This window comes from Streptomyces sp. NPDC051286 (assembly GCF_044455345.1).
GTDB lineage: Bacteria > Actinomycetota > Actinomycetes > Streptomycetales > Streptomycetaceae > Streptomyces.
This window is the reverse complement of the sequence record NZ_JBITER010000057.1, coordinates 12,400-33,119: the sequence shown is the minus strand read 5'-3', so window position 1 is coordinate 33,119 and position 20,720 is coordinate 12,400. Positions and strand designations below refer to the sequence as shown.

General features: G+C 69.9%; 20 protein-coding genes and 1 pseudogene. 8 read left to right on the top strand and 13 right to left on the bottom strand.

Annotation, left to right across the window (positions count from 1 at the left end; all coding sequences use genetic code 11):
• Positions 1–133: 133 nt before the first annotated feature.
• The 3 genes from ACIBB8_RS33090 to ACIBB8_RS33080 form a co-directional block, all read right to left on the bottom strand.
• A complete protein-coding gene (locus ACIBB8_RS33090) occupies positions 134–637 on the bottom strand; it encodes a GNAT family N-acetyltransferase (protein ID WP_398958463.1) in 504 nt (167 codons plus the stop codon).
• Between the two features lie 45 nt (positions 638–682).
• Positions 683–1,222, bottom strand: a complete 540-nt coding sequence (locus ACIBB8_RS33085; protein WP_398958460.1) for a sigma-70 family RNA polymerase sigma factor — start codon at positions 1,220–1,222, stop codon at positions 683–685.
• 99 nt (positions 1,223–1,321) lie between these two features.
• Positions 1,322–2,485, bottom strand: a complete 1,164-nt coding sequence (locus ACIBB8_RS33080; protein WP_398958458.1) for a glycerophosphodiester phosphodiesterase — start codon at positions 2,483–2,485, stop codon at positions 1,322–1,324.
• A 229-nt stretch (positions 2,486–2,714) separates the two neighbouring features.
• Here ACIBB8_RS33080 and ACIBB8_RS33075 point away from each other — a divergent pair, with 229 nt between their 5' ends.
• Complete coding sequence (locus tag ACIBB8_RS33075) at positions 2,715–3,386, top strand: lysophospholipid acyltransferase family protein (protein ID WP_358862075.1); 672 nt, start codon at positions 2,715–2,717, stop codon at positions 3,384–3,386.
• Positions 3,387–3,485: 99 nt separating this feature from the next.
• On the opposite strand, the gene ACIBB8_RS33070 is transcribed toward ACIBB8_RS33075, so the two are convergent.
• Entirely contained in the window at positions 3,486–5,030 is a 1,545-nt protein-coding gene (locus tag ACIBB8_RS33070) for an MFS transporter (RefSeq protein WP_398958455.1), read from the bottom strand.
• Positions 5,027–5,578, bottom strand: a complete 552-nt coding sequence (locus tag ACIBB8_RS33065) for a TetR/AcrR family transcriptional regulator (protein ID WP_398958453.1) — start codon at positions 5,576–5,578, stop codon at positions 5,027–5,029. The genes ACIBB8_RS33070 and ACIBB8_RS33065 overlap by 4 nt, the downstream gene beginning before the upstream one ends.
• A gap of 84 nt (positions 5,579–5,662) precedes the next feature.
• Here ACIBB8_RS33065 and ACIBB8_RS33060 point away from each other — a divergent pair.
• The 3 genes and pseudogenes from ACIBB8_RS33060 to ACIBB8_RS33050 all read left to right on the top strand — a co-directional run.
• Positions 5,663–6,010 (top strand): annotated as a pseudogene (locus ACIBB8_RS33060) (hypothetical protein); the annotation flags it as partial.
• Between the two features lie 291 nt (positions 6,011–6,301).
• Complete coding sequence (locus ACIBB8_RS33055) at positions 6,302–7,210, top strand: aminoglycoside phosphotransferase family protein (protein WP_398958451.1); 909 nt, start codon at positions 6,302–6,304, stop codon at positions 7,208–7,210.
• A gap of 37 nt (positions 7,211–7,247) precedes the next feature.
• Complete coding sequence (locus tag ACIBB8_RS33050; protein ID WP_398958450.1) at positions 7,248–7,505, top strand: hypothetical protein; 258 nt, start codon at positions 7,248–7,250, stop codon at positions 7,503–7,505.
• 333 nt (positions 7,506–7,838) lie between these two features.
• On the opposite strand, the gene ACIBB8_RS33045 is transcribed toward ACIBB8_RS33050, so the two are convergent.
• From ACIBB8_RS33045 to argH, 3 genes are all read right to left on the bottom strand, one after another.
• Positions 7,839–8,738 (bottom strand): sigma-70 family RNA polymerase sigma factor, encoded by a 900-nt coding sequence (locus ACIBB8_RS33045; protein ID WP_398958447.1) that lies wholly within the window; start codon positions 8,736–8,738, stop codon positions 7,839–7,841.
• 102 nt (positions 8,739–8,840) lie between these two features.
• On the bottom strand, positions 8,841–9,812 hold the full coding sequence (locus tag ACIBB8_RS33040; protein WP_398958465.1) for an aldo/keto reductase: 972 nt from the start codon (positions 9,810–9,812) through the stop codon (positions 8,841–8,843).
• A 390-nt stretch (positions 9,813–10,202) separates the two neighbouring features.
• Positions 10,203–11,636 (bottom strand): argininosuccinate lyase, encoded by a 1,434-nt coding sequence (gene argH, locus ACIBB8_RS33035; RefSeq protein ID WP_398958445.1) that lies wholly within the window; start codon positions 11,634–11,636, stop codon positions 10,203–10,205.
• 320 nt (positions 11,637–11,956) lie between these two features.
• On the opposite strand from argH, the gene ACIBB8_RS33030 reads away from it, so the two are divergent.
• The gene (locus tag ACIBB8_RS33030; protein WP_384379338.1) at positions 11,957–12,115 is read left to right on the top strand and encodes a hypothetical protein; all 159 of its coding nucleotides are present in this window, start codon (positions 11,957–11,959) and stop codon (positions 12,113–12,115) included.
• A 42-nt stretch (positions 12,116–12,157) separates the two neighbouring features.
• The gene (locus ACIBB8_RS33025; RefSeq protein ID WP_398958443.1) at positions 12,158–12,751 is read left to right on the top strand and encodes a pyridoxamine 5'-phosphate oxidase family protein; all 594 of its coding nucleotides are present in this window, start codon (positions 12,158–12,160) and stop codon (positions 12,749–12,751) included.
• 269 nt (positions 12,752–13,020) lie between these two features.
• Here the strand turns inward: ACIBB8_RS33025 and ACIBB8_RS33020 are convergent, their stop codons facing one another.
• Genes ACIBB8_RS33020 through argC form a run of 5 tightly spaced genes read right to left on the bottom strand, consistent with a single transcriptional unit; the run spans position 13,021 to position 17,884 of the window.
• The gene (locus ACIBB8_RS33020; RefSeq protein WP_037698928.1) at positions 13,021–13,557 is read right to left on the bottom strand and encodes an arginine repressor; all 537 of its coding nucleotides are present in this window, start codon (positions 13,555–13,557) and stop codon (positions 13,021–13,023) included.
• 10 nt (positions 13,558–13,567) lie between these two features.
• Positions 13,568–14,779, bottom strand: a complete 1,212-nt coding sequence (locus ACIBB8_RS33015; RefSeq protein WP_398958441.1) for an acetylornithine transaminase — start codon at positions 14,777–14,779, stop codon at positions 13,568–13,570.
• The gene (argB, locus tag ACIBB8_RS33010) at positions 14,776–15,708 is read right to left on the bottom strand and encodes an acetylglutamate kinase (RefSeq protein ID WP_398958439.1); all 933 of its coding nucleotides are present in this window, start codon (positions 15,706–15,708) and stop codon (positions 14,776–14,778) included. The genes ACIBB8_RS33015 and argB overlap by 4 nt, the downstream gene beginning before the upstream one ends.
• Entirely contained in the window at positions 15,705–16,859 is a 1,155-nt protein-coding gene (gene argJ / locus ACIBB8_RS33005; protein WP_398958437.1) for a bifunctional glutamate N-acetyltransferase/amino-acid acetyltransferase ArgJ, read from the bottom strand. Before argJ ends, argB begins: the two co-directional genes overlap by 4 nt.
• Positions 16,856–17,884, bottom strand: a complete 1,029-nt coding sequence (gene argC / locus ACIBB8_RS33000) for an N-acetyl-gamma-glutamyl-phosphate reductase (RefSeq protein WP_398958435.1) — start codon at positions 17,882–17,884, stop codon at positions 16,856–16,858. Before argC ends, argJ begins: the two co-directional genes overlap by 4 nt.
• Positions 17,885–18,414: 530 nt before the next feature.
• On the opposite strand from argC, the gene ACIBB8_RS32995 reads away from it, so the two are divergent.
• A complete protein-coding gene (locus tag ACIBB8_RS32995) occupies positions 18,415–19,446 on the top strand; it encodes an endonuclease/exonuclease/phosphatase family protein (RefSeq protein ID WP_398958432.1) in 1,032 nt (343 codons plus the stop codon).
• A 537-nt stretch (positions 19,447–19,983) separates the two neighbouring features.
• On the top strand, positions 19,984–20,589 hold the full coding sequence (locus ACIBB8_RS32990; protein ID WP_398958430.1) for a GPP34 family phosphoprotein: 606 nt from the start codon (positions 19,984–19,986) through the stop codon (positions 20,587–20,589).
• Positions 20,590–20,720 lie beyond the last annotated feature (131 nt).

Below are 20,720 nucleotides of genomic sequence, written 5' to 3'. Positions count from 1 at the left end.
GCGGCGTCTGGTGCGTGCGATCGCAAGGCGGAGGGTCGCCCCGATACCGGTCGTATCGGGGCGAGCCCGACAACGCAGCGAGCGTGCGTGCGTGCCAGACGCCGCCAGGCAGGCGGGACTTTCGAAACACGCCCTAGACGCTGGCGACGTAGGCCTGTTCGGCGACATCCTTCTCCAGAAGGATCAACCGGACACCGTCCTGACCGGTGGCGCTGCCCACAGGGGCGTAACCCGCTCGCCGGTAGAGCCGCAGATTGGTCTCGCTGCGGTGCCCGGTGTGCAGCCGGAACCGGGTGGCCGACCGCTGATCGGCGAGTGCGGACTCCGCGGCGTTCAGCAGCCGGGCGCCGAGGCCGTGCCCCTGGAGCCGGGGGTGCACACAGAGCTTCCCAATCTCTCCGGTGCCGTCCGGATCGGTGGATCCGCGTACCGAGCCGACGACTTCGTCACCGAGCCGTGCCACGAACACCAGGTTCGCGGTCACTTCGCCCAGGACCGAGTCGAGGGTCTGCACCAGCGGGTCGATGCGGTAATTCCCGTAGAGCTCCGCCTCGCTCTGAAAACAGAGGTACTGGAGCTTCAGTATCTGTTCGGCGTCCTCCGCGGTCGCCGCCGAGATGATCACACTCATGCCCATGTGTGCATGCCTCCCGCTCACCTGGTCCACCGGTTGCCCCTGCTCCTATCCCCGCAGTTCAGGAACGACAACCTCCGCCGCGAGCATTCTGCGCAGACATCCAAGGCATCGGGAACGGATCGGCCCCAAACTGCCTTGTGACATACCCAACTTCCCTGCGATTTCCTTGTATGTGGAATCGCTCGGGGCGAGCATCGCCGCCAGCAGGCTCGCGCACCGCCCGGGCAGCCGCTCCACCGCGGCGTGCAGCGCACGGCGTTCGTCGGCGCCGACGGCGGACCGCTCGGGGCAGTCGGCCGGGTCCGGGACGGTCCCATCCGCGTACGGACGTTCGCGCCGCGCGGTACGGCGGGCGCGGCGCGCCTCCTCCCGTACGGTGTCGCGGACCCAGCGGGCCGGGTCGGCCGGCGGTGTCCGGTCCGCGAGCAGTTCCAGCAGCCGCAGCCAGACGGTCTGTTCGAGATCGGCGGGTTCGACGGCCGCGCCCGTTGCCGCACAGCCTGCCTCGGCCGTCGCCTCGGCGCTGACGAGCGGGTACAGGGCGCGCACGACGGCGGCGGGGGCGGCGTCTGCGGGAAGCGTCATGTCTCACCCGACGCGCCGCCGCGGACGGGCGGTTGCCGTCCGCGGGGCGCATCACCCGACCGGGGCATGGCCGGCCGGGTGCTGACGCGGGGCGCCGTGTCAGTTCTTCGTGAAGTCCTCGGCGGCGAGCAGGGCGGTGTCCGGGTTGTCAGAGAAGATCCCGTTGATGCCGGTCGCGAAGTACGTCCGGAACGCACCGAAGGCGTCGCCGTACGCGTTGGGGTCGGTGCCGCGACGGAAGTCGGCGGGCAGGAACGAGTTCTCATTGCGCATCGTGTACGGGTGCAGGATCAGGCCCTCCTCGTGCGCGTCCTGCACGAGGGAGGTCGGCGTGGTGAGCCGGCCCGACGCGTCCTTGGGAATGATCAGGTCCAGCGTGGGGCCGATGCCCTGTGCGAAGGACGCGATCCACTTCAGCCCCGCGGGGGTCACGAGGTCGTCGACCGTGCGCGGGTCGCCGGTCGCGACGAAGTCCCAGGGCCGCGATCCGGCGCCGGAGAGCAGGACGACGCGCGGGGAGGCGACGAGCTTCGACAGCCGCTGGATGCTGCTGGGTTCGAAGGACTGGAGGATCAGCGGGGACTGCGTGCGGTGGCGGTTGTAGCGGCGCAGCAGCTTGGCGAGCGGCTCCTCCAGGCCGAGCCCGAGGCCGCGGAAGTAGGTGGGGTGCTTGGTCTCGACGTACAGCCAGATCTGCTTGCCGCGCCTGCGGCCCTCGCGGTCGGCCCACTGGAGCACCTCTTCGAAGGTGGGGACCTCCCAGCGGCCGTCGTAGAGGGTGTTCTTCTGGCGGTTGCCCGGTATGCGCTCCTTGGCGCGCAGCGTCTTCAGCTCGGCGAGGGTGAAGTCCTCGGTGAACCAGCCGGTCAGGGAGACCCCGTCGACCTTCTTCGTGGTCCTGCGGCCGGCGAACTCGGGGTGGGCCGATACGTCGGTGGTGGCAGTGATGTCGTTCTCGTGGCGGCAGACGAGATGGCCGTCCTTGGTGGGGACCAGGTCCTGCTCGATGATGTGCGCGCCCATGTCGAGGGCCAGCTGGTACGAGCCGAGGGTGTGCTCGGGCCGGTAGCCGCTCGTGCCGCGGTGGCCGATGACGGTCGGCACGGGAAGGTCCAGCCGACTGCCGTGGCCGCCGCCGTGGCCACCGGGCCGCTCGGCGGCGTCCGCCGTGCCGGGAAGTCCGAGCGCGGCCGCGCCGAGTACGGCCGCTCCCGCTCCCAGGACGGTCCGGCGACCGGGGTTCGCCTGCGCACGCTCTGTCATGAATACTCCCTCGCATGTGATGTGTGGCACCGTCGAGCGAGGCCCGATCGTAGGCAGCCACACCGTCGGGACGGCAGCTCATGGACGAACATGGCGGAAACACACATCAACGCTGCGTGGCGACTCGATGAACCCGATGTGCGATCAGCGAGTACCCGCGAGTATCGTCCTCACCTGCATGGACCGTCACGATCCCGCGCCTCGGCCGGCCACTACACCGGAGGAACCGTTGTCCCGACACGCACTCATCAAGGCAGTGCTCGGACCGATCTTGCGCCTGATGTTCCGCCCCCAGGTGGAGGGCGTGGAGAACATTCCCGGCGACGGTCCGGTGATCCTCGCGGGCAACCATCTGACGTTCATCGACTCGATGGTCATGCCGATCTGCTGCGACCGGCCGGTGTTCTACATCGGCAAGGACGAGTACGTGACGGGCAAGGGTCTCAAGGGCCGGCTGATGGCCTGGTTCTTCACCGGCTGCGGCATGATCCCGGTGGACCGGGACGGCGGACGCGGCGGTGTCGCGGCACTGATGACGGGCCGTCGGGTGCTGGAGGAGGGCCAGGCGTTCGCCATCTACCCGGAGGGCACCCGATCCCCCGACGGCCGCCTCTACCGCGGTCGTACGGGCATCGCCCGGCTGACGCTGATGACGGGCGCGCCGGTGGTGCCGTTCGCGATGATCGGCACGGACAAGCTGCAGCCCGGCGGTACCGGTCTGCCCCGTCCCGGCAAGGTGACGGTCCGCTTCGGCGAGCAGATGGAGTTCTCCCGGTACGAGGGCATGGACCGCGACCGCTATGTCCTGCGGGCGGTGACGGACTCCGTGATGGCCGAGGTGATGCGGCTGTCGGGCCAGGAGTACGTCGACATGTATGCGACGAAGGCGAAGGCCGCCTGATCGGACGTTCGGAGGGGCCCGTACCGCGTTCGGCGGTACGGGCCCCTCCCTTTGTCGGGACAACCCGAATGGCCGGAGAAGGATGGCCCCAGGACGCCGCTAAGGGTGTTCAATCTCCTCTTCCAGCGCCTGGCCGCGCAGCAGGAACCAGGAGGCGACGGCCGTCGCCAGCAGGACCACAGCGCCGACGCCCGCGGCGATGTGCAGCCCGTCAACGAACGCGTCCTGCGCCGCGGAGACCAGGGCGTTCCCCTGCGCCTGCGGCAGGCCGTGGGCCGCTTCGACCGCGCCACCCAGTGACTCGTGGGCAGCCACGGCGGGCTCGGCCGGGATGCCGTTCGGGGTGACGAAGTCCTGGTAGACGCCGGTGACGATGGAGCCGAGCAGGGCGATGCCCAGGGCCGCGCCGAGCTCGTACGCCGTCTCGGAGACCGCGGACGCGGAGCCCGCGTGCTCCTTCGGGACACTGGAGAGAATCACGTCGGCGGTCACGGTGAAGGCGAAGCCCGCGCCGATGCCGACGACCAGCAGCAGCAGACCGATCAGCGGATAGCCGGTCTCCCGGTGGACGAAGGTGACGGCGGCGAGTGCGACGCCGACCGCCGCCAGTCCGGCGGAGACCACGGACCGGACCGAGAAGCGGCGGGCGGCCATGCCTGCGACCAGACCGCAGGCAACCGCGCCGACGGCCGCGGGCAGTTCGGCGAGCCCGGCCTCCAGCGGTCCGCGTCCCTGGACCAATTGCAGGAACTGGGAGAGGAAGAAGACGAGCCCGGACATGCCGAGGATGGTGAGCAGGTCGGCGAGGACCGCGCCCGAGAAACCCCGGTGGTGGAAGAGCCGCATGTTCAGCAGCGGCTCGGGGAGCGTCAGCTGCCTGCGGACGAACCAGTAGAGCGCGCCCGCACCACCGATGCCGGAGACCGCGACCTCCCAGCTCGCCCCGTGCGCGGCCAGCTCCTTGATCGCGTACACGACACCGATCATGCCGATCAGGGAGAGTGCGACACTGACCAGGTCCCAGGGGCCGGGCGCCGGGTTCTTCGACTCCGGGATCATGCGGATGCCGACGACCACGAGGACCACCATCACCGGCAGATTGATCAGGAAGACCGAGCCCCACCAGAAATGCTGGAGCAGGAATCCTCCGACGACGGGACCCACGGCCGCGCCCGCCGATGCCATGGCCCCCCAGATGCCGATCGCGAAGCTGCGCTCGCGCGGGTCGTTGAAGAGGTTGCGGATCAGGGCGAGGGTGGACGGCATCAGGGTGGCACCGGCGACCCCGAGCAGCGCCCGCGCCAGGATCATCATCTCGGGGCTGCTCGCGTAGGCGTTCAGCACGGAGACCGCGCCGAACGCGGTGGCGCCGCTCAGCAGCAGCTTCTTGCGGCCGATGCGGTCACCGAGGCTGCCCATGGAGACCAGGAGTCCGGCGATGACGAACGAGTAGACGTCGCCGATCCAGAGGAGCTGGGTGCCGGTCGGCTGGAGATCCTCGGTGAGGAACGGTGTCGCCAGCCCGAGGACCGTGGCGTCGACGGCCACCAGCAGCACGGCGAGGACGAGGACGGACAGCGCGATCCACCGCCCGGGGCGACGCAGCTCCTCCGCGGTCTCCGTGTGCTGGTCGGTGCTGGTCATTGCTCCACGCTCCGGCGTGCTCCGCCGAGCAGCAACTCGACGATCATGTACTGGAAGTCCTGTCCGGCAACCCGGCCCGCCTGGACGGCCCAGGCACCGGTGGAGACGAGTCCGTAGAGGGCCTCGGTCAGCCAGGCAGAGGTCAGGTCGATCCTGAACTCGCCGCGCTCCTGACCGCGCCGGAAGAAGGCGGAGACCCGTGCGTCCGTCCGGTTCCAGCCGTCGTTCACCTCTTCGCCCTCGAAGAGCTGGTTCTCCGTGACGAGGAAGGACAGCAGTCCGGCGCACGGTTCAACGGCCGCGATCAGCCGGCGCAGCGCCTCCTCCGAGGTTCCCTCGTCGAGCGCGGCGGCGTCCAAGGCCGCTTCGAACTCCTGGATTCCCAGGTCCTCCAATGCTCTGACCAGGGCGTCCCGTCCGGCGAAGTGCCGGTGCAGGGTGGCGCGCCCGATGCCCGCCGCCCGGGCGACCTCGTCCATGGTGGCGGTCGATTTACGGGTCAGCAGCGCGGCGGCGCTGCGCAGCACCTGCTCACGGTCAAGAGTCATGAGACAACACTAACCTGAATGAGACAAGAAAGTCTCATTGGATAATGCGTCGCCCTTCCCTGCCGGAGGCGGGACCATGGCGCCATGAAGCCGCTGCTGCTGATCGACATCGGCGGTCCGCTGAATCCGTACGCGGCACTGTCACGCCATCACACCCCCGATGGATGTACGAGACACCGGATGCGGCCGACGGGGTGGACCGAGGGGCCCGCACTGCCCGTCCTGCTCAACCCGGCGCACGGGGCGGAGCTGCTGACGCTTGCCGACCGCTACACACTGGCCTGGGCGACGACCTGGAAGGGCGAGGCCAACGAGTGGATCGGCCCGCATCTCGGACTGCCGCAGCTGCCGTACATCGACTGGCCGGCGATGCACGGCAGCGCGCCGGACGGGACGCTCTGGAAGACGCAGTATGTCGTCGAGTACGCGGCTTTACCGACTCTCGGAATGACCAGGTGGGCTGTGAACTGGGCAGATGCGTCGCGTAGGTGTCCGTGACGCGGCTGATTCGGTGGCCAGAGCGTCTTCGGCCAGCAGCCGCGCGGGGGAGGCGGCCTGGTCGGGGTCGAGGTGAATGTCTTGTCCCACGCCATCTGTTACTGAAGCTCGACGGCGCTGAGCCGCGATCTCATGGAGTTCGCTCGGTGGCCTGCTCGGCCTCCTCCCGGGCGCGTCATGGAAATTCACTGGCTTCCGGTTCCATCCAGCGGTGAGACTTCCGACGTGACTCTTCACGAGAATGAGATCCCAGTCGACGAGACGCTGATCCGATCGTTGCTCAAGGAACAGCGCCCACAGTGGATTGACCTACCGTTGTCGCCCGCAGGCGCGGGCACCGACAACACCATGTACCGGCTGGGCGACGACCTTCTCGTGCGGCTCCCGCGAGCCGCTGACAAGGGACAGTCCGTACGGAAAGAGCAGGAATGGCTTCCTCGCCTGGCACCCCTCCTCGCATGTCCGATTCCCGCGCTCGTCCATGCCGGAACACCCACCGACGCCTTTCCCCTGGTCTGGTCGGTCTACCGCTGGATCGACGGTGACGAAGCCGGCCCGGACACCGTCCGGGACTGGGCCTCCTTCGGAACCGACCTGGCGGCGGTCGTGCGGGAACTCCACAGCATCGGCCTCATGGGAGCGTCTCGCGCAGAAGACCTCAGCTGGTACCGCGGAGGCAGCCTGGGGCCATGCGACCAGTGGATCAGTAGATGTCTCGACGATTGCCGGACCATAGTGGGTTCTGAGCTCGACGTTGACACTCTGGAGCAGTTGTGGCGAGCCGCGCTCGCACTGCCCGAGCCCTCCGGACCTCACGTGTGGCTTCACGGCGACCTCAAGCCGACCAACCTCTTGGTCCGGGAAGGCAAGCTCCACGCAGTCATCGACTTCGGAGGACTCTCGGTCGGCTTTCCCGACGCCGAGCACTCCACACTCTGGGACCTGCCTCCCCAAGCACGACATGCCTACTGGGACGCCTTGAACCTAGACGATTCGACCTGGGCTCGCGCCCGCGCCTGGGCGATCGCGGTGGGCGTCAGCGGGATCTCCTACTACCAGCACACCTTCCCCGCCTTCGTCGCCGAATGCCGAGGAAGGCTTCAGGCGATCCTCGCCGACGCCGCTGCGCGTTGAGTTGCTCAGCTCGTGTCGCAGGACACGCGCCGCTCTGGTGGCCGGCGTTGTCGACAGCTCACTTCCCCTGGGATGGGACAGCGGACCGGTTCAGCTGATGGTTCGTCGGTCATGGCTGTCCTCGTTCAAGGAGTTGGGCTTCGAGGTCGGCGATGCGTTTCTCGGCGAACCGGAGGTTGGAACGGGCGCCCTCGAGCCGCTCCTGGAGCTTGCGGTGCGCCTGGGTGAGCTGATGAACACGGTGTTTGAGGGTGGTGTTGCCCGGAACGCGGTGCTCCAAATGCGGCCGAAGTAGTCCTGGGGCCGCCGCAGATCGAGTGAGAGGGCTTCATCGAGGAGGCCGACGGCTTCCAGCGCTCTTTCCGGGCCGGCGATTGCATGAGCGGTGGGCTCGAAGATCTCGTGCAGGTAGTCGGCGGTCGCGCTCCGGGGCCCGCTCCGCGAGCATTCGCCACTGCTCCCGCTTGCGACACGCTCACCCAGTGGGCGGCCGACCGGGACGGGAACTGAGCCCCGGCCCGCCCCCGGCCCTTCTCAGAGCCTGTCGGGCGACCTCTGATCGGGCGGCCACGGCGTGCCACGCACCACGCCGCGTCCGCTCTCCGGTCGAAGGTCACCGGACAGGCTCTCAGTCGTTGAGCACGGTCAGATCCAGCTCCGGAAGCCGGGCCGGGTCGTTGATCACGTACAGCTCGGTGACCCTGCCCCGCTCGATCGTGAACCGCATGACCGAGAACCGCTGCCCCTCGCGGGTCGAGATGACCGCGAGGGCCCCGTCGACGAGAGCCATCTGCGAGGACCGGGCGAACGGCGCGAACATCATCGCCTGGCGGGCCACCGACGCGGCTCCGCGCACCAGCGACGGGGCACCCACACCACCCGCGCCGCTGTCGGACCGTGCCACCACGTCCGGGTCGAGCACCGCGACGAGTGCGTCGAAGTCGCCGCCCCGGGCGGCAGCCAGGAACGCCTCGACGGCCTCGCGCCTGCGGCTGAGATCGGGGTCGGGCGCCGGGTCCACGCCCCGGACCCGGCGGCGCGCCCGGCTGGCGAGCTGACGGGCCGCGGCCGGGGTGCGGTCCACAATGCGCCCGATCTCGTCGAACGGCACCGCGAACATGTCGTGCAGCACGAACGCCAGCCGCTCGGCGGGGTCCAGCGTCTCCAGCACCACGAGCAGCGCGAGCCCGACCGAGTCGGCGATCAGCGCCTGCTGCTCGGGGTCACTGCCGGGCTGCGGACCGAGGACCGGATCGGGGGTGTGCCCGTCGGGTGTCCCTGCCTCCAGCGGCTCCTCCCGCCGGGACCGGCGGGAGCGCAGCATGTCCAGGCAGACCCGGCCGACGACCGTGGTCAGCCAGCCGCCCAGGTTGCCGATCTGCCGGTCGTCGGAGCGGCTGAGCCGGATCCACGCTTCCTGGACGGCGTCCTCCGCCTCGCTCAGCGAGCCGAGCATCCGGTAGGCCACGGCCTTCAGATGGGTCCGGTTCTCCTCGAAGCGTGCTGCCAGAAAATCGTTCTCGTCCACAGACCCATTCCTCCGTCGCGTGCTGTCACAACATTGACGCGTGGAGCGGCGCCGATGTGACGGAACGGCCGGTGATCAAGGAATCGGCTGGTGCGCCGCCGATCAGCTCCAGGGCAGCGCGGCGCGGTGGCGCCAGTACGCCTCGGGCTCCTCGACCAGCGCGTCGAGCTGGGACCGCCGCTCCTCGTCAAGGCCGACGAGCGGGGCGTGGAGGTTGCCGGCGAGCTGGGTGACCGTCGCCGCGCCGGAGAGCACGACGCCGGCCCACGGCTGGTGCAGCACCAGCGCGAGCGCGACCGCGTCGCTTCCGAGGCCCGCCTCGGCCGCGATCTCCTGGACGATCGCGGGGGCATCCGTTCCGGCGAGGCGCCCGTTGGCCATGGCTTCCTTGACGATCACGGTCAGCCCGGCCTCGTGCGCCTCGGCGAGCGCGGGACCGGCCGAGGTCTCCAGGGCGTTGAAGGTGGCCTGGACGGTACGGAAGAGGGGTTCGCCAGCGACCCTGACGGTGAGCGCGGCACGGATGGCGTCCGCCTGGGCGGGGCCGCTGGTGGAGAGTCCGACGCTGACTCCGTCGGCCGCGAGTTCGGCGAGCCGCGCGTGGAGTTCCTTGTCGGTGAGGGCCGGGCTGTCGGCCGTCACGGAGTGGATCTGGTAGAGGTCGAGCCGGTCGCCGAGCGGCGCCTCGGTCTCGGCGCGCTGCCGCTCGAACGTGGCGAGGCTGTGGTCCTTGACCTCGTGCGCCTCGGCGTCGATCTTCCAGTCGGCGGTGTAGGTGTAGCCCCACTTGCTGCCGATGACGACATCTCGTACCTCGGGACGGGCAGCCAGCCAGGCGCCGAGGAACTCCTCCGCGCGGCCGTAGGAGCGGGCGGCGTCGAAGTAGCGGACGCCCTGGGCATAGGCGGCGTCGAGCAGTTCATGGGTGCGCTCGCGCAGGGCGTCGACGCTCCGGTCCTCGGGCAGATCCCGGTCGCGGTGGAGATTGATGTAGCCGGGCCTGCCGACCGCGGCCAGGCCGAGCCCGATGTGGGCGGTCGGGGTCGTGGCCGAGGCCAGGCGTCCGAAAGGCATCGCGGGCTCCTCGTCGTCGGGGTGCTCCCGCCAACGTAACGCAGCCGGATTCACGTGCGTCCAGCCGCGGGATTCGGCCGATCGGGCCCTCGCCGGCCGGAAGCGGGCCGGTCCGGCCAGGGCCTCGCCCCTCGGACCTGCGCAGACCTGGTCGAGGTCGGCCGGTAGGTCGGCTTCCGTGTCGTCCGGGAGTTTCAGCCGGATGAGCACCCGCGGGAGCGGACCGGTGGTCATCGGCCCGGCGAGTGCCGGTGTCGGCTTCCACACCGTCACGGCGGTGACGTGGTGGTCGGCCACACCCCGGACCCCCTTCGTCGCCGTTCGGTCACCCGCCCGTACGGACGCGGGGAGCGCACGACCGCTCCCCGCCTCGTCGCCTGCGGGCTGCTGTCAGCTCTTCGCGGTCGCCCATGCGTGCTGGGCGGCAAGGTCGGCCTTGACCTCGGCAAGCTGGGCGGCGACGGCAGACGGGGCCGTACCGCCGCGCCCGTTGCGAGAGGCCAGCGCGCCCGGCACGTTGAGAACCGTGCGGACCTCGGGGGTGAGGTGCTCGGAAATCTTCGCGAACTGCGCGTCGGTGAGTTCGTCGAGCTCGATGCCCTGCTGCTCGCACTCCTTGACGCACTCCCCCGCGACCTCGTGCGCGACACGGAACGGGACGCCCTGCTTGACCAGCCACTCGGCGATGTCCGTGGCGAGCGAGAAGCCGGCCGGTGCGAGCTCCTCCATCCGCTCGCGGTTGACGGTGAGCGTGGCCATCATGCCGGTGAAGGCGGGCAGCAGGACCTCGAGCTGGTCGCAGGAGTCGAAGACCGGTTCCTTGTCCTCCTGGAGGTCGCGGTTGTACGCGAGCGGGAGGGCCTTCAACGTGGCCATCAGGCCCGTCAGGTTGCCGATGAGCCGACCGGACTTGCCGCGGGCCAGCTCGGCGATGTCCGGGTTCTTCTTCTGCGGCATGATCGACGAGCCGGTGGAGAAGGCGTCGTGCAGGGTGACGAAGGAGAACTCCTTCGTGTTCCAGATGATGACCTCCTCCGCGATCCGGGAGAGGTTGACGCCGATCATCGCCGTGATGAACGCGAACTCGGCGACGAAGTCGCGGGAGGCCGTGCCGTCGATGGAGTTGGCGACGGAGCCGTGCTCGAAGCCGAGGTCGGCGGCGACCGCCTCCGGGTCGAGCCCCAGGGACGAACCGGCGAGTGCGCCGGAGCCGTACGGGGAGACGGCCGTGCGCTCGTCCCACTGCCGCAGCCGCTCGGCGTCCCGGGACAGGGACTGCACATGGGCCAGGACGTGGTGGGCGAAGAGTACGGGCTGGGCGTGCTGCAGATGCGTACGGCCCGGCATGGCGACGTCCGCATGCGCCTCGGCGAGGCCGACCAGGGCGTCCTGGAGCTCGGCGATCAGACCGCCGATGATCCGGGCGTGATCGCGCAGGTACATCCGGAAGAGCGTGGCGACCTGGTCGTTGCGGGACCGGCCGGCGCGCAGCTTGCCGCCGAGGTCCTTGCCGAGGCGCTCCAGCAGGCCGCGCTCCAGCGCGGTGTGGACGTCCTCGTCGGCGATGGTGCCGGTGAAGGAGCCGTCGGCGACATCGGCCTCGAGCTGGTCGAGACCGGCGATCATGCGGGCCAGTTCGTCCGCGGTGAGCAGGCCCGCCTTGTTGAGGACACGCGCGTGGGCGCGGGAGCCGGCGATGTCGTACGGCGCGAGCCGCCAGTCGAAGTGGACGGAGGCGGACAGCTTGGCCAGCGCCTCGGCCGGACCGTCGGCGAAACGGCCGCCCCAGAGGCGTACGTCGCTGTTGCCGGTGCCGTTGCTCACTGCGTGCTCCTCGGAAATGCCAGGGGGTGGATGTGCGGCCGCCTCCCCGCCGCGGAGAAACGGGGAGGTGGTGACGTAAACGGGTCGGCGTCAGGGCAGGTCACGCTTCGCGGCGATCTTCGACGAGAGGCCGAAGATCTCGGTGAAGCCCCGTGCCTTGGAATGGTCGAACGTGTCGCCCGAGTAGGTGAGTGCGACGCGCTCGGTCACAGGTTTCTCCTTACGGCGCAATCCCTGATAGGCATAACTATGCAACCTTCCGTATGATTTGTCAAAGGTGCGGGTGAATCGACGACCCGCCACCCGCCGTCGTCCGGGCGGTGACGCAGGCTCTGCTGCCGGACGCCGACCGGATACCGCACGAGTGGCTGCTCGTCAGGACCGGGGCGGACCGACCGCGTGCGCTGCGTGTGGCGGCGGAGCGGCTGTTGCGGGCCCACCTCCGCGCGACGGTCCGCCAGCGGCGTCCCACCGGCTGAAATGCCCCTGCCGGGAGCCGCGTTGGCGACAATAATCGCCCCATGGGAAAGACGTACGAACGTATCGACGGACGGCTCAGGACCTTCATCGAAGAGCAGCACATCTTCTTCACGGCGACCGCGCCCCTCGACGGGAACGGCACGGTCAACCTCTCCCCCAAGGGCGTCACCGGCTGCTTCGCGGTCGTCGACGAGCGGACCGTGGCCTATCTGGACTTCGCCGGGAGCAATGCGGAGACCGTGGCGCATCTCCGCGAGAACGGCCGCATCACCCTCATGTGGTGCGCCTTCCAGGGACCGCCGAACATCGTGCGGGTGCACGGCCGCGGCGAGCCCGTCTTCCGCGACGACCCGCGGTTCACCGGCCTGCTCGCCCACTTCCCCGGCGTCGACCCCACACCGCACGGACTGCGCGCGATCATCGTGGTGACGGCCGAGCTGATCCGGGACACCTGCGGATTCGCCGTGCCCCTCATGTCCTACGACGAGGACCGGCCGCTCCACGCCCAGCGCTTCGCCCGCGAGGACGACGCCTCGCTCAGCGAGTACTTCGAGAAGAAGGAGCACGTCGCCACCAGCATCGACGGCCTTCCGGGGCTGCCGCTCCCGCTGCCTGTCATGCCCACCGCGGGATAGACCGTCGGGCATGGGTCCGTACGGAGCAGGCCCGGGGGCGGACCGGTTCGGTCGCTCCTACGGTCCGGGACATGCGCATATCACCGGTGACCGGTTCGGTTCTGCTTGCCCTTGGACGGACCCGGACCGCCGGCCGCACATCGCGATCGGGACCCTTTCGGGCCCGACCGCGATCACCCGTTACTGATCCGAACGTCCGAGGCTCCTCTCCCGGGTCGGCCCGGGCCCTCGGGGTCCGTCCCGATCCGAAGAGAAGAGCCCGCGTGGGCTCAGCGGCCGTTCTGCGCCAGCCGCAGCAGATGGTCGGCGAGTGCCTGACCGCCCGCCGGGTCACGGCTGATCAGCATCAACGTGTCGTCGCCCGCGATCGTACCGAGTATGTCCTGCAGCTCGGCCTGGTCGATGGCCGAGGCCAGGAACTGGGCCGCGCCCGGAGGCGTACGCAGCACCACAAGGTTGGCCGAGGCCTCCGCCGAAATGAGCAGTTCGGCGGAGAGGCGCCGCATCCGCTCCTCCTTGGCGGACTCGCCGAGCGGCGCCTGCGGGGTACGGAAACCGCCCTCGCTCGGCACCGCGTAGATCAGCTCGCCGCCGGTGTTACGGATCTTCACCGCGCCCAGCTCGTCCAGATCCCGGGAGAGCGTCGCCTGGGTGACGCTCAGCCCGTCGTCGGCGAGGAGCTTGGCCAGCTGGCTCTGCGAGCGCACCGGCAGCCGGTTCAGAATGTCCACGATCCGGCGGTGGCGTGCCGTGCGGGTCTGCGGCACGGACTGCCCGCCGTACTCGGATTCCTGCGCCTCGGTCATCGTCGTCGCCTCATTCTCCGGAGCGCTTCTCTCCGGATGGTCCGTCCCCGTGTGCCGCGTCGAGGGCGCCGGGCAGTGCCTCGAGGAACGCGTCCACCTCCGCGTCACCGATGATCAGCGGCGGCATCAGCCGTACGACATCGGGGGCGGGCGCGTTCACCAGGAGTCCGGCTCCCTGAGCCGCCTGCTGCACCTGAGGTGCGAGGGGCTCGGTGAGCACGATACCCAGGAGCAGTCCGGAGCCGCGGACGTGGGAGACCAATGGGTGCCCCAGCCCCTCGACACCCTCCCGGATCCGCTCGCCGAGCCGCTTCACCCGGTCCAGGGCGCCATCGGCGGCGAGGGTGTCCAGCACGGCGAGACCGGCAGCGCAGGCGATCGGGTTGCCGCCGAACGTCGTGCCGTGCTGACCGGGCTTCAGCAGGTCGGCCGCGGCACCGAAGGCGACGGTGGCGCCGATCGGCAGCCCGCCACCCAGGCCCTTGGCGAGGGTGACGATGTCGGGCTCGATGCTCTGGTGGGCCTGGTGCTCGAACCAGTGGCCGCACCGGCCGATACCGGTCTGCACCTCGTCGAGAACGAGCAGGGTGCCGGTGGCCCGGGTGATCTCCCGGGCGGCGGCCAGGTAGCCCTTGGGCGGGACGACCACACCGTTCTCGCCCTGGATGGGTTCGATGATCACCAGCGCGGTCTCGGTGGTCACTGCGGCGCGGAGGGCTTCCGCATCCCCGTACGGGACATGTGTGACGTCGCCGGGCAGCGGGAGGAACGGCTCGCGCTTCCCGGGCTGGCCGGTGAGGGCGAGCGCCCCCATGGTCCGGCCGTGGAAGCCGCCGTCGGTGGCGACCATATGGGTCCGCCCGGTCAGCCGGCCGATCTTGAAGGCGGCCTCGTTGGCCTCGGCGCCCGAGTTGGAGAAGTAGACCCGGCCGGTCCGGCCGAAAAGGTGCAGCAGCCGCTCGGCGAGGGCGACGGGCGGTTCGGCAATGAAGAGGTTGGAGACATGGCCGAGGGAGGCGATCTGGGCGGAGACGGCCTCGACGACGGCGGGGTGGGCGTGGCCCAGCGCGTTCACCGCGATGCCGCCGACGAAGTCGAGGTACTCGGTGCCGTCGGCGTCCCACACGCGGGCGCCTTCGCCACGGACCAGGGAGAGCTGCGGGGTGCCGTAGTTGTCCATGAGCGAGCCCTGCCACCGCTGTGAAAGCTCGGCGTTGGTCATACTTCCCCCTCGGTCCCTGACTGTGCGACTGTTCCTGGCTGTGCGTCGGGCACGACCATCGTGCCGATTCCTTCGTCGGTGAAGATCTCCAACAGGATCGAGTGCTGGACCCGGCCGTCGATGACACGGGCGGTCTTGACGCCGTTGCGCACGGCGTACAGACAGCCCTGCATCTTCGGCACCATGCCGCTCGACAGCTCCGGCAGCAGCTTCTCCAGCTCGTCGGCAGTGAGTCGGCTGATCACGTCGTCGCTGTTGGGCCAGTCCTCGTAGAGACCCTCCACGTCGGTGAGGACCATCAGCGTCTCGGCGTTCAGCGCGGCGGCGAGTGCGGCGGCCGCGGTGTCGGCGTTGACGTTGTAGACGTGGTTGTCGTCGGCGGAGCGGGCGATGGAGGAGATGACCGGGATCCGGCCGTCGTCCAGCAGAGCCTGGACAGCCCCGGTGTCGATGGCGGTGATCTTGCCGACCCGGCCGATGTCGACGAGCTCGCCCTCGATGGTGGGCCGGTGCTGGGTGGCGGTGATGGTGTGCGCGTCCTCACCGGTCATGCCGACGGCGAGCGGGCCGTGCTGGTTGAGCAGGCCGACGAGTTCGCGCTGGACCTGTCCGGCCAGCACCATCCGTACGACGTCCATCGCCTCGGGCGTCGTGACACGCAGCCCGGCCTTGAACTCGCTGACCAGGCCCTGCTTGTCGAGCTGAGCGCTGATCTGCGGGCCGCCGCCGTGCACGACGACGGGCTTGAGGCCGGCCTGCCGCAGGAAGACGACGTCCTGTGCGAAGGCCGCCTTCAGCTCTTCGTCGATCATGGCGTTGCCGCCGAACTTGACGACGACGGTCTTGCCGTTGTGCCGGGTCAGCCAGGGCAACGCCTCGATGAGGATCTGCGCCTTCGGCAGTGCGGTGTGCTTCCTCGCGGCGCTCATGAGCTGTACGCGCTGTTCTCGTGGACGTAGTCCGCGGTGAGGTCGTTGGCCCAGATCACGGCCGACTCGGTGCCTGCGGCGAGGTCGGCGGTGATCTTCACCTCGCGGTAGCGCATGTCGACGAGGTCGCGGTCCTCGCCGACCCCGCCGTTCTTGCAGACCCAGACGCCGTTGATGGCGACATTGAGCTGGTCGGGCTCGAAGGCGGCCTTCGTCGTGCCGATCGCGGAGAGGACCCTGCCCCAGTTGGGGTCCTCGCCGTGGATGGCGCACTTGAGAAGATTGTTGCGCGCGATGGAACGGCCCACCTCGACGGCGTCGTCCTCGGTCGCCGCGTTGATGACCTCGATCCGGATGTCCTTGGAGGCACCCTCGGCGTCGCCGATCAGCTGCCGGGCCAGGTCGGCGCAGACGACCCGTACGGCCTCCGCGAACTCGCCCTGCTCCGGGGTGATCCCGCTGGCCCCGGAGGCCAGCAGCAGCACGGTGTCGTTCGTCGACATGCAGCCGTCGGAGTCGACCCGGTCGAAGGTGGTGCGGGTCGCGGCGCGCAGCGCGGAGTCGAGACCGGCGGCGTCGAGGTCGGCGTCGGTGGTGAGGACGACCAGCATCGTGGCGAGCCCTGGTGCGAGCATGCCCGCGCCCTTGGCCATGCCGCCGACGGTCCAGCCATCGCCGCCCGCGACGGCGGTCTTGTGGACCGTGTCCGTGGTCTTGATGGCGATGGCGGCCTTCTCGCCGCCGTGCTCGCTGAGCGCCGCGGCGGCGGTCTCGATGCCGGGCAGCAGCTTGTCCATCGGAAGCAGTGTGCCGATCAGCCCGGTCGAGGCGACGGCGATCTCACCGGCGCTGTGACCGATGAGGACCTCGGCGGCCTTCTCGGCGGTGGCGTGCGTGTCCTGGAAGCCCTGTGGCCCCGTACAGGCGTTGGCGCCACCGGAGTTGAGGACGACGGCGGTGACCTCGCCGCCCTTGAGGACCTGCTCCGACCAGAGGACGGGGGCGGCCTTGACGCGGTTGGAGGTGAAGACTCCCGCGGCGGCGCGACGCGGGCCGTTGTTGACCACGAGGGCCAGGTCCGGGTTACCGCTCTCCTTGATTCCCGCGGCGATACCCGCCGCCGAGAACCCCTGTGCTGCCGTGACGCTCACGGTGCCACTCCGATCGTGGAAAGACCTGTGTCCTCGGGAAGTCCGAGGGCAATGTTCATGCTCTGCAGGGCGCCGCCCGCGGTGCCCTTGGCAAGGTTGTCGATGGCGCTGATGACGACGATCCGGCCGGCTGCCTCGTCGTACGCGACCTGGATCTGCACGGCGTTGGAGCCGTACACGGACGCGGTGGCGGGCCACTGCCCCTCGGGAAGAAGGTCGACGAACGGCTCGTCCGCGAAGGCCTTGTCATAGGCGGTACGTACGGACTCGGCGCTCACGCCCGGCTTCGCCTTCGCGCTGCACGTGGCGAGGATGCCGCGGGGCATGGGTGCGAGGGTCGGCGTGAAGGAAACCGTGACCGGCTCACCGGCGGCCGCGGTGAGGTTCTGGATCATCTCGGGCGTATGCCGGTGGACACCGCCGACGCCGTACGGAGACATGTTGCCCATCACCTCGGAACCGAGCAGGTGCGGCTTGGCCGCCTTGCCCGCCCCGGAGGTACCGGACGCGGCGACGACGACGGCTTCGGGCTCGACGAGCTGGGCCGCGTACGCCGGGAACAGCGCGAGGGAGACTGCCGTCGGGTAGCAGCCGGGCACCGCGATCCGCTTGGAACCCGCCAACGCGGCACGGGCACCGGGAAGCTCGGGCAGACCGTAGGGCCAGGTACCGGCGTGCGGCGACCCGTAGAACTTCTCCCAGTCACCGGCGTCCTTCAGCCGGAAGTCGGCGCCCATGTCGACGACGAGCACCTCGTCACCGAGCTGCTCGGCGACGGCGGCGGACTGCCCGTGCGGCAGGGCGAGAAAAACGACGTCGTGCCCCGCGAGGACCTCGGGCGTGGTCGGCTGGAGCACCCGGTCGGCGAGCGGCCGCAGATGCGGTTGCAGCGTGCCGAGCTTCTGGCCGGCGTTGGTATTGCCGGTGAGAGCACCGATCTCCATCTCGGGGTGAACGAGCAGCAGACGGAGCAGCTCCCCGCCGGCATACCCGCTCGCCCCTGCCACTGCTGCACGTACCGCCATCGGAATCCTCCTCATCGATGGCATGACTATACGCATCGCCGCACTTTTATGCAAAGCTTTCACGGCTCGGCGCGCGGCGAGGTACGGCTGCCCCGCTCGTAGCCCGCCCAGGACGCGCAGGAACCCGGTGCTGGGCGACACTCCGCTCAGCGGCTTCGCTCAGGTTGTGCCATACACACCAATGGTCCGCCTCCCGCACCGCCTGGGGCACTCCTGCGGGCGCGCCTGCGCAAAGAACGGTGCGCAGTCACGGCATACGACCTCGGGTGCTGGCCTTTTGGCCGACCCTGCGGCCAACATCGAAGCCTCCCGGTCGGGCAGCAGGTGCGCCGGCCGACGTGGCTCGCCATCCCCACAGTCCCGTAGTTACGGCCCTTGCGCGTCGCCTGCTCGTCGACGCCGACCGTCCTCGGGGCCGGAAGTTGTGGGTCGGGCAATGCCTCACCGTCCGCGGCACCGTGCCGCGGACAACAGAAACTGATTCACCCGGTGGGTCGTCTCAGGGGGCGAGGCCGAGTGAATGGGAAGCCATGGTGGAGCAGGTGCGGGCGGACAGCGGTGCGACGTCGGCGGTGAAGGCAGCAGTGCCTCGGTGGGCGCGGCGCCGGGCTCCGGGCCAGGACGCGAGGGCCCGGTCGGCCTGGACGCGAGGGCGGCTGATCGCCGTGCTCGCCGTGCTGACGGCCGGGCTGCTGGCGTTCCACCGGGCCGTCCCCAACTTCATGGGCCGCCCGGGCAGTCTGTTGGAAACCTTCCTGCCCTGGCTCGGCCTGGTGGTCGTGGTGCTGCTCGGCGGGGCTCTGCTGCGCCGTTCGGCCACCGCGGCGGTGGCCCTGCTGATGCCTGTGGCGGCCTGGATGCACCTCTTCGGCGGACTGCTCCTGTCCGGGGCGAAGCCCGGCGGGCACGACCTGGCCGTGGTGCAGCACAACGTCAGCGACGAGAACACCGACCCGGCAGGCACGGCTCGCGCCCTGGCCGACGCCGAGCCCGATCTCATCGCGCTGGAGGAGCTGGTGCCCCCGGCACTGCCGGTCTACGAGAAGACCCTCGCCTCGGACTACCCGTATCACGCGGTCCGGGGCACCGTCGGGCTCTGGTCGAAGTATCCGCTGACCGACACCCGGCTGTTGGACATCAAACCCCAGGGGATCGCGGACGCCTGGCGGCGCGGGCTGCGGACCGTGGTCCACACGCCGCACGGCGAGATCGCCGCGTACGTCGCGCATCTGCCCTCGGTCCGCGTCCGGGCGAGCGGCCTCGCGTCCTCCTGGCGCGACGAGAGCGCCGACCTGCTGGGCAAGGCCGTCGCCGCCGAGAAGCTGACAACGGTGATCCTGCTGGGGGACCTCAACAGCACGGTCGACGACCGTGGGCTGGCCCCGCTGACCTCACGGATGAACGTAGCGGAGCGCGGCTTCGCCTTCAGCTTCCCCGCCGCCTTCCCGCTGGCCCGGATCGACCAAGTCATGGCCCGCTCGGCAACCGTCGCCCACATCCACACCTTGCCCGCCACCGGCAGCGACCACCTGCCGGTCGCCGCCCGGATCACACTGGGCTGAGGAATAGGGTCGCGGTGACAGCGAACCTGCGTGGGCGACAGCCCGCGTGCTTCGGCACAGGTGGTGCGACCGGGCGCGGCAGTCGGCCGGTGTGGCCAGCCGAAGCGCGCATACGTCGTCGGACGGCTCGGGTACCCATCTCGATCTGAGCAGCCACGCCCATGTGTCGCGTCGCCCGGAGCTGCCGACTCGGCACTCGGGCCGGCGCGGCCGGAGCTTCAGCCGACGGCCAGGGCAGCAGGGTGGAGCCGACGCAGGATGCACCTGCCGCCCTCGCTCCGTAAGCTCGTTAGCGGGAAAGCTCGGCGACGGGCAGAAGTGTCCTTTCCTCACACGCCGGCCGCACGATCAGTAATCTGATCCCGATGGACAGCACCGGCCGGGCTTCCCGCCCGCCGGCTGCACGCAGCACATCCGCTCGGCGATCGCCGCGGCCGCCGACAGCGGCAGCCGACCTTGCGGCCCGGCGTCACATCGGGCGCCGGACCAGCTGCTCGGCGACGCATCGCTACCGACGCCTCTGACGTGGAGCCCTTCATGACCACACCGCGGGACCTCTCGATCGCCGTCATGGACATGGCACCCGGTCACCCTGTGGAGCAGGGCGACCTGTCGCTCGCGCTCGCGGGAGCCGAGATGATCGACCTCCTCGGTGCCGAGGCCATCAGACTGGACGGCGACCGGATCGTGCCGTGCCTCCGGCCGCCCATAGCCGATCGCCTGCTGGACGAGGCTGCGGCGACGCTGGTCCGGGAAGCGCCGTACGAATCGATCGACGACTGGCTGTGGCGCAGAGGTCGTGGCCTGGCCGCCGCCTATCTGGCCGCGCTCGAGACGGAAGGGCAGCTCACTCGGCAGCCCCGTCGCGGGATGCCCTTCCGGAGCGGTCGGACAGCGCTGGTCGATTCGCCCGCCCGCCGCGAGGCGGCGAACCGCTGGACCTCGGACGAGCCCGTCCTCGCCGCCCTCGGGGCAGCCATCGGGATCCGGGAGGAGTGGACCGGGGACTTCCCGAGCACGGTCGACGACGCGGTGGTGACCGTGCTGGCCGCAGTCAATGACGCGCTCATGGAGCTGGAGGCCGTACGGCAACGGCGAGCCATCGAGGATGCGGCCTTCGACAACATCTGGCGAGGCGAATGACGACGGCACACGCGGGGGCGATGGCGGCCGCCACCTGATGGTCACGGCCCTGGCCACACCTGCGCGCCGGCGTGGTCACCGGGACTGCCGAGTCGGCGGGAAGTCTGCCGCCCGCGCACCGTCCAATGCGC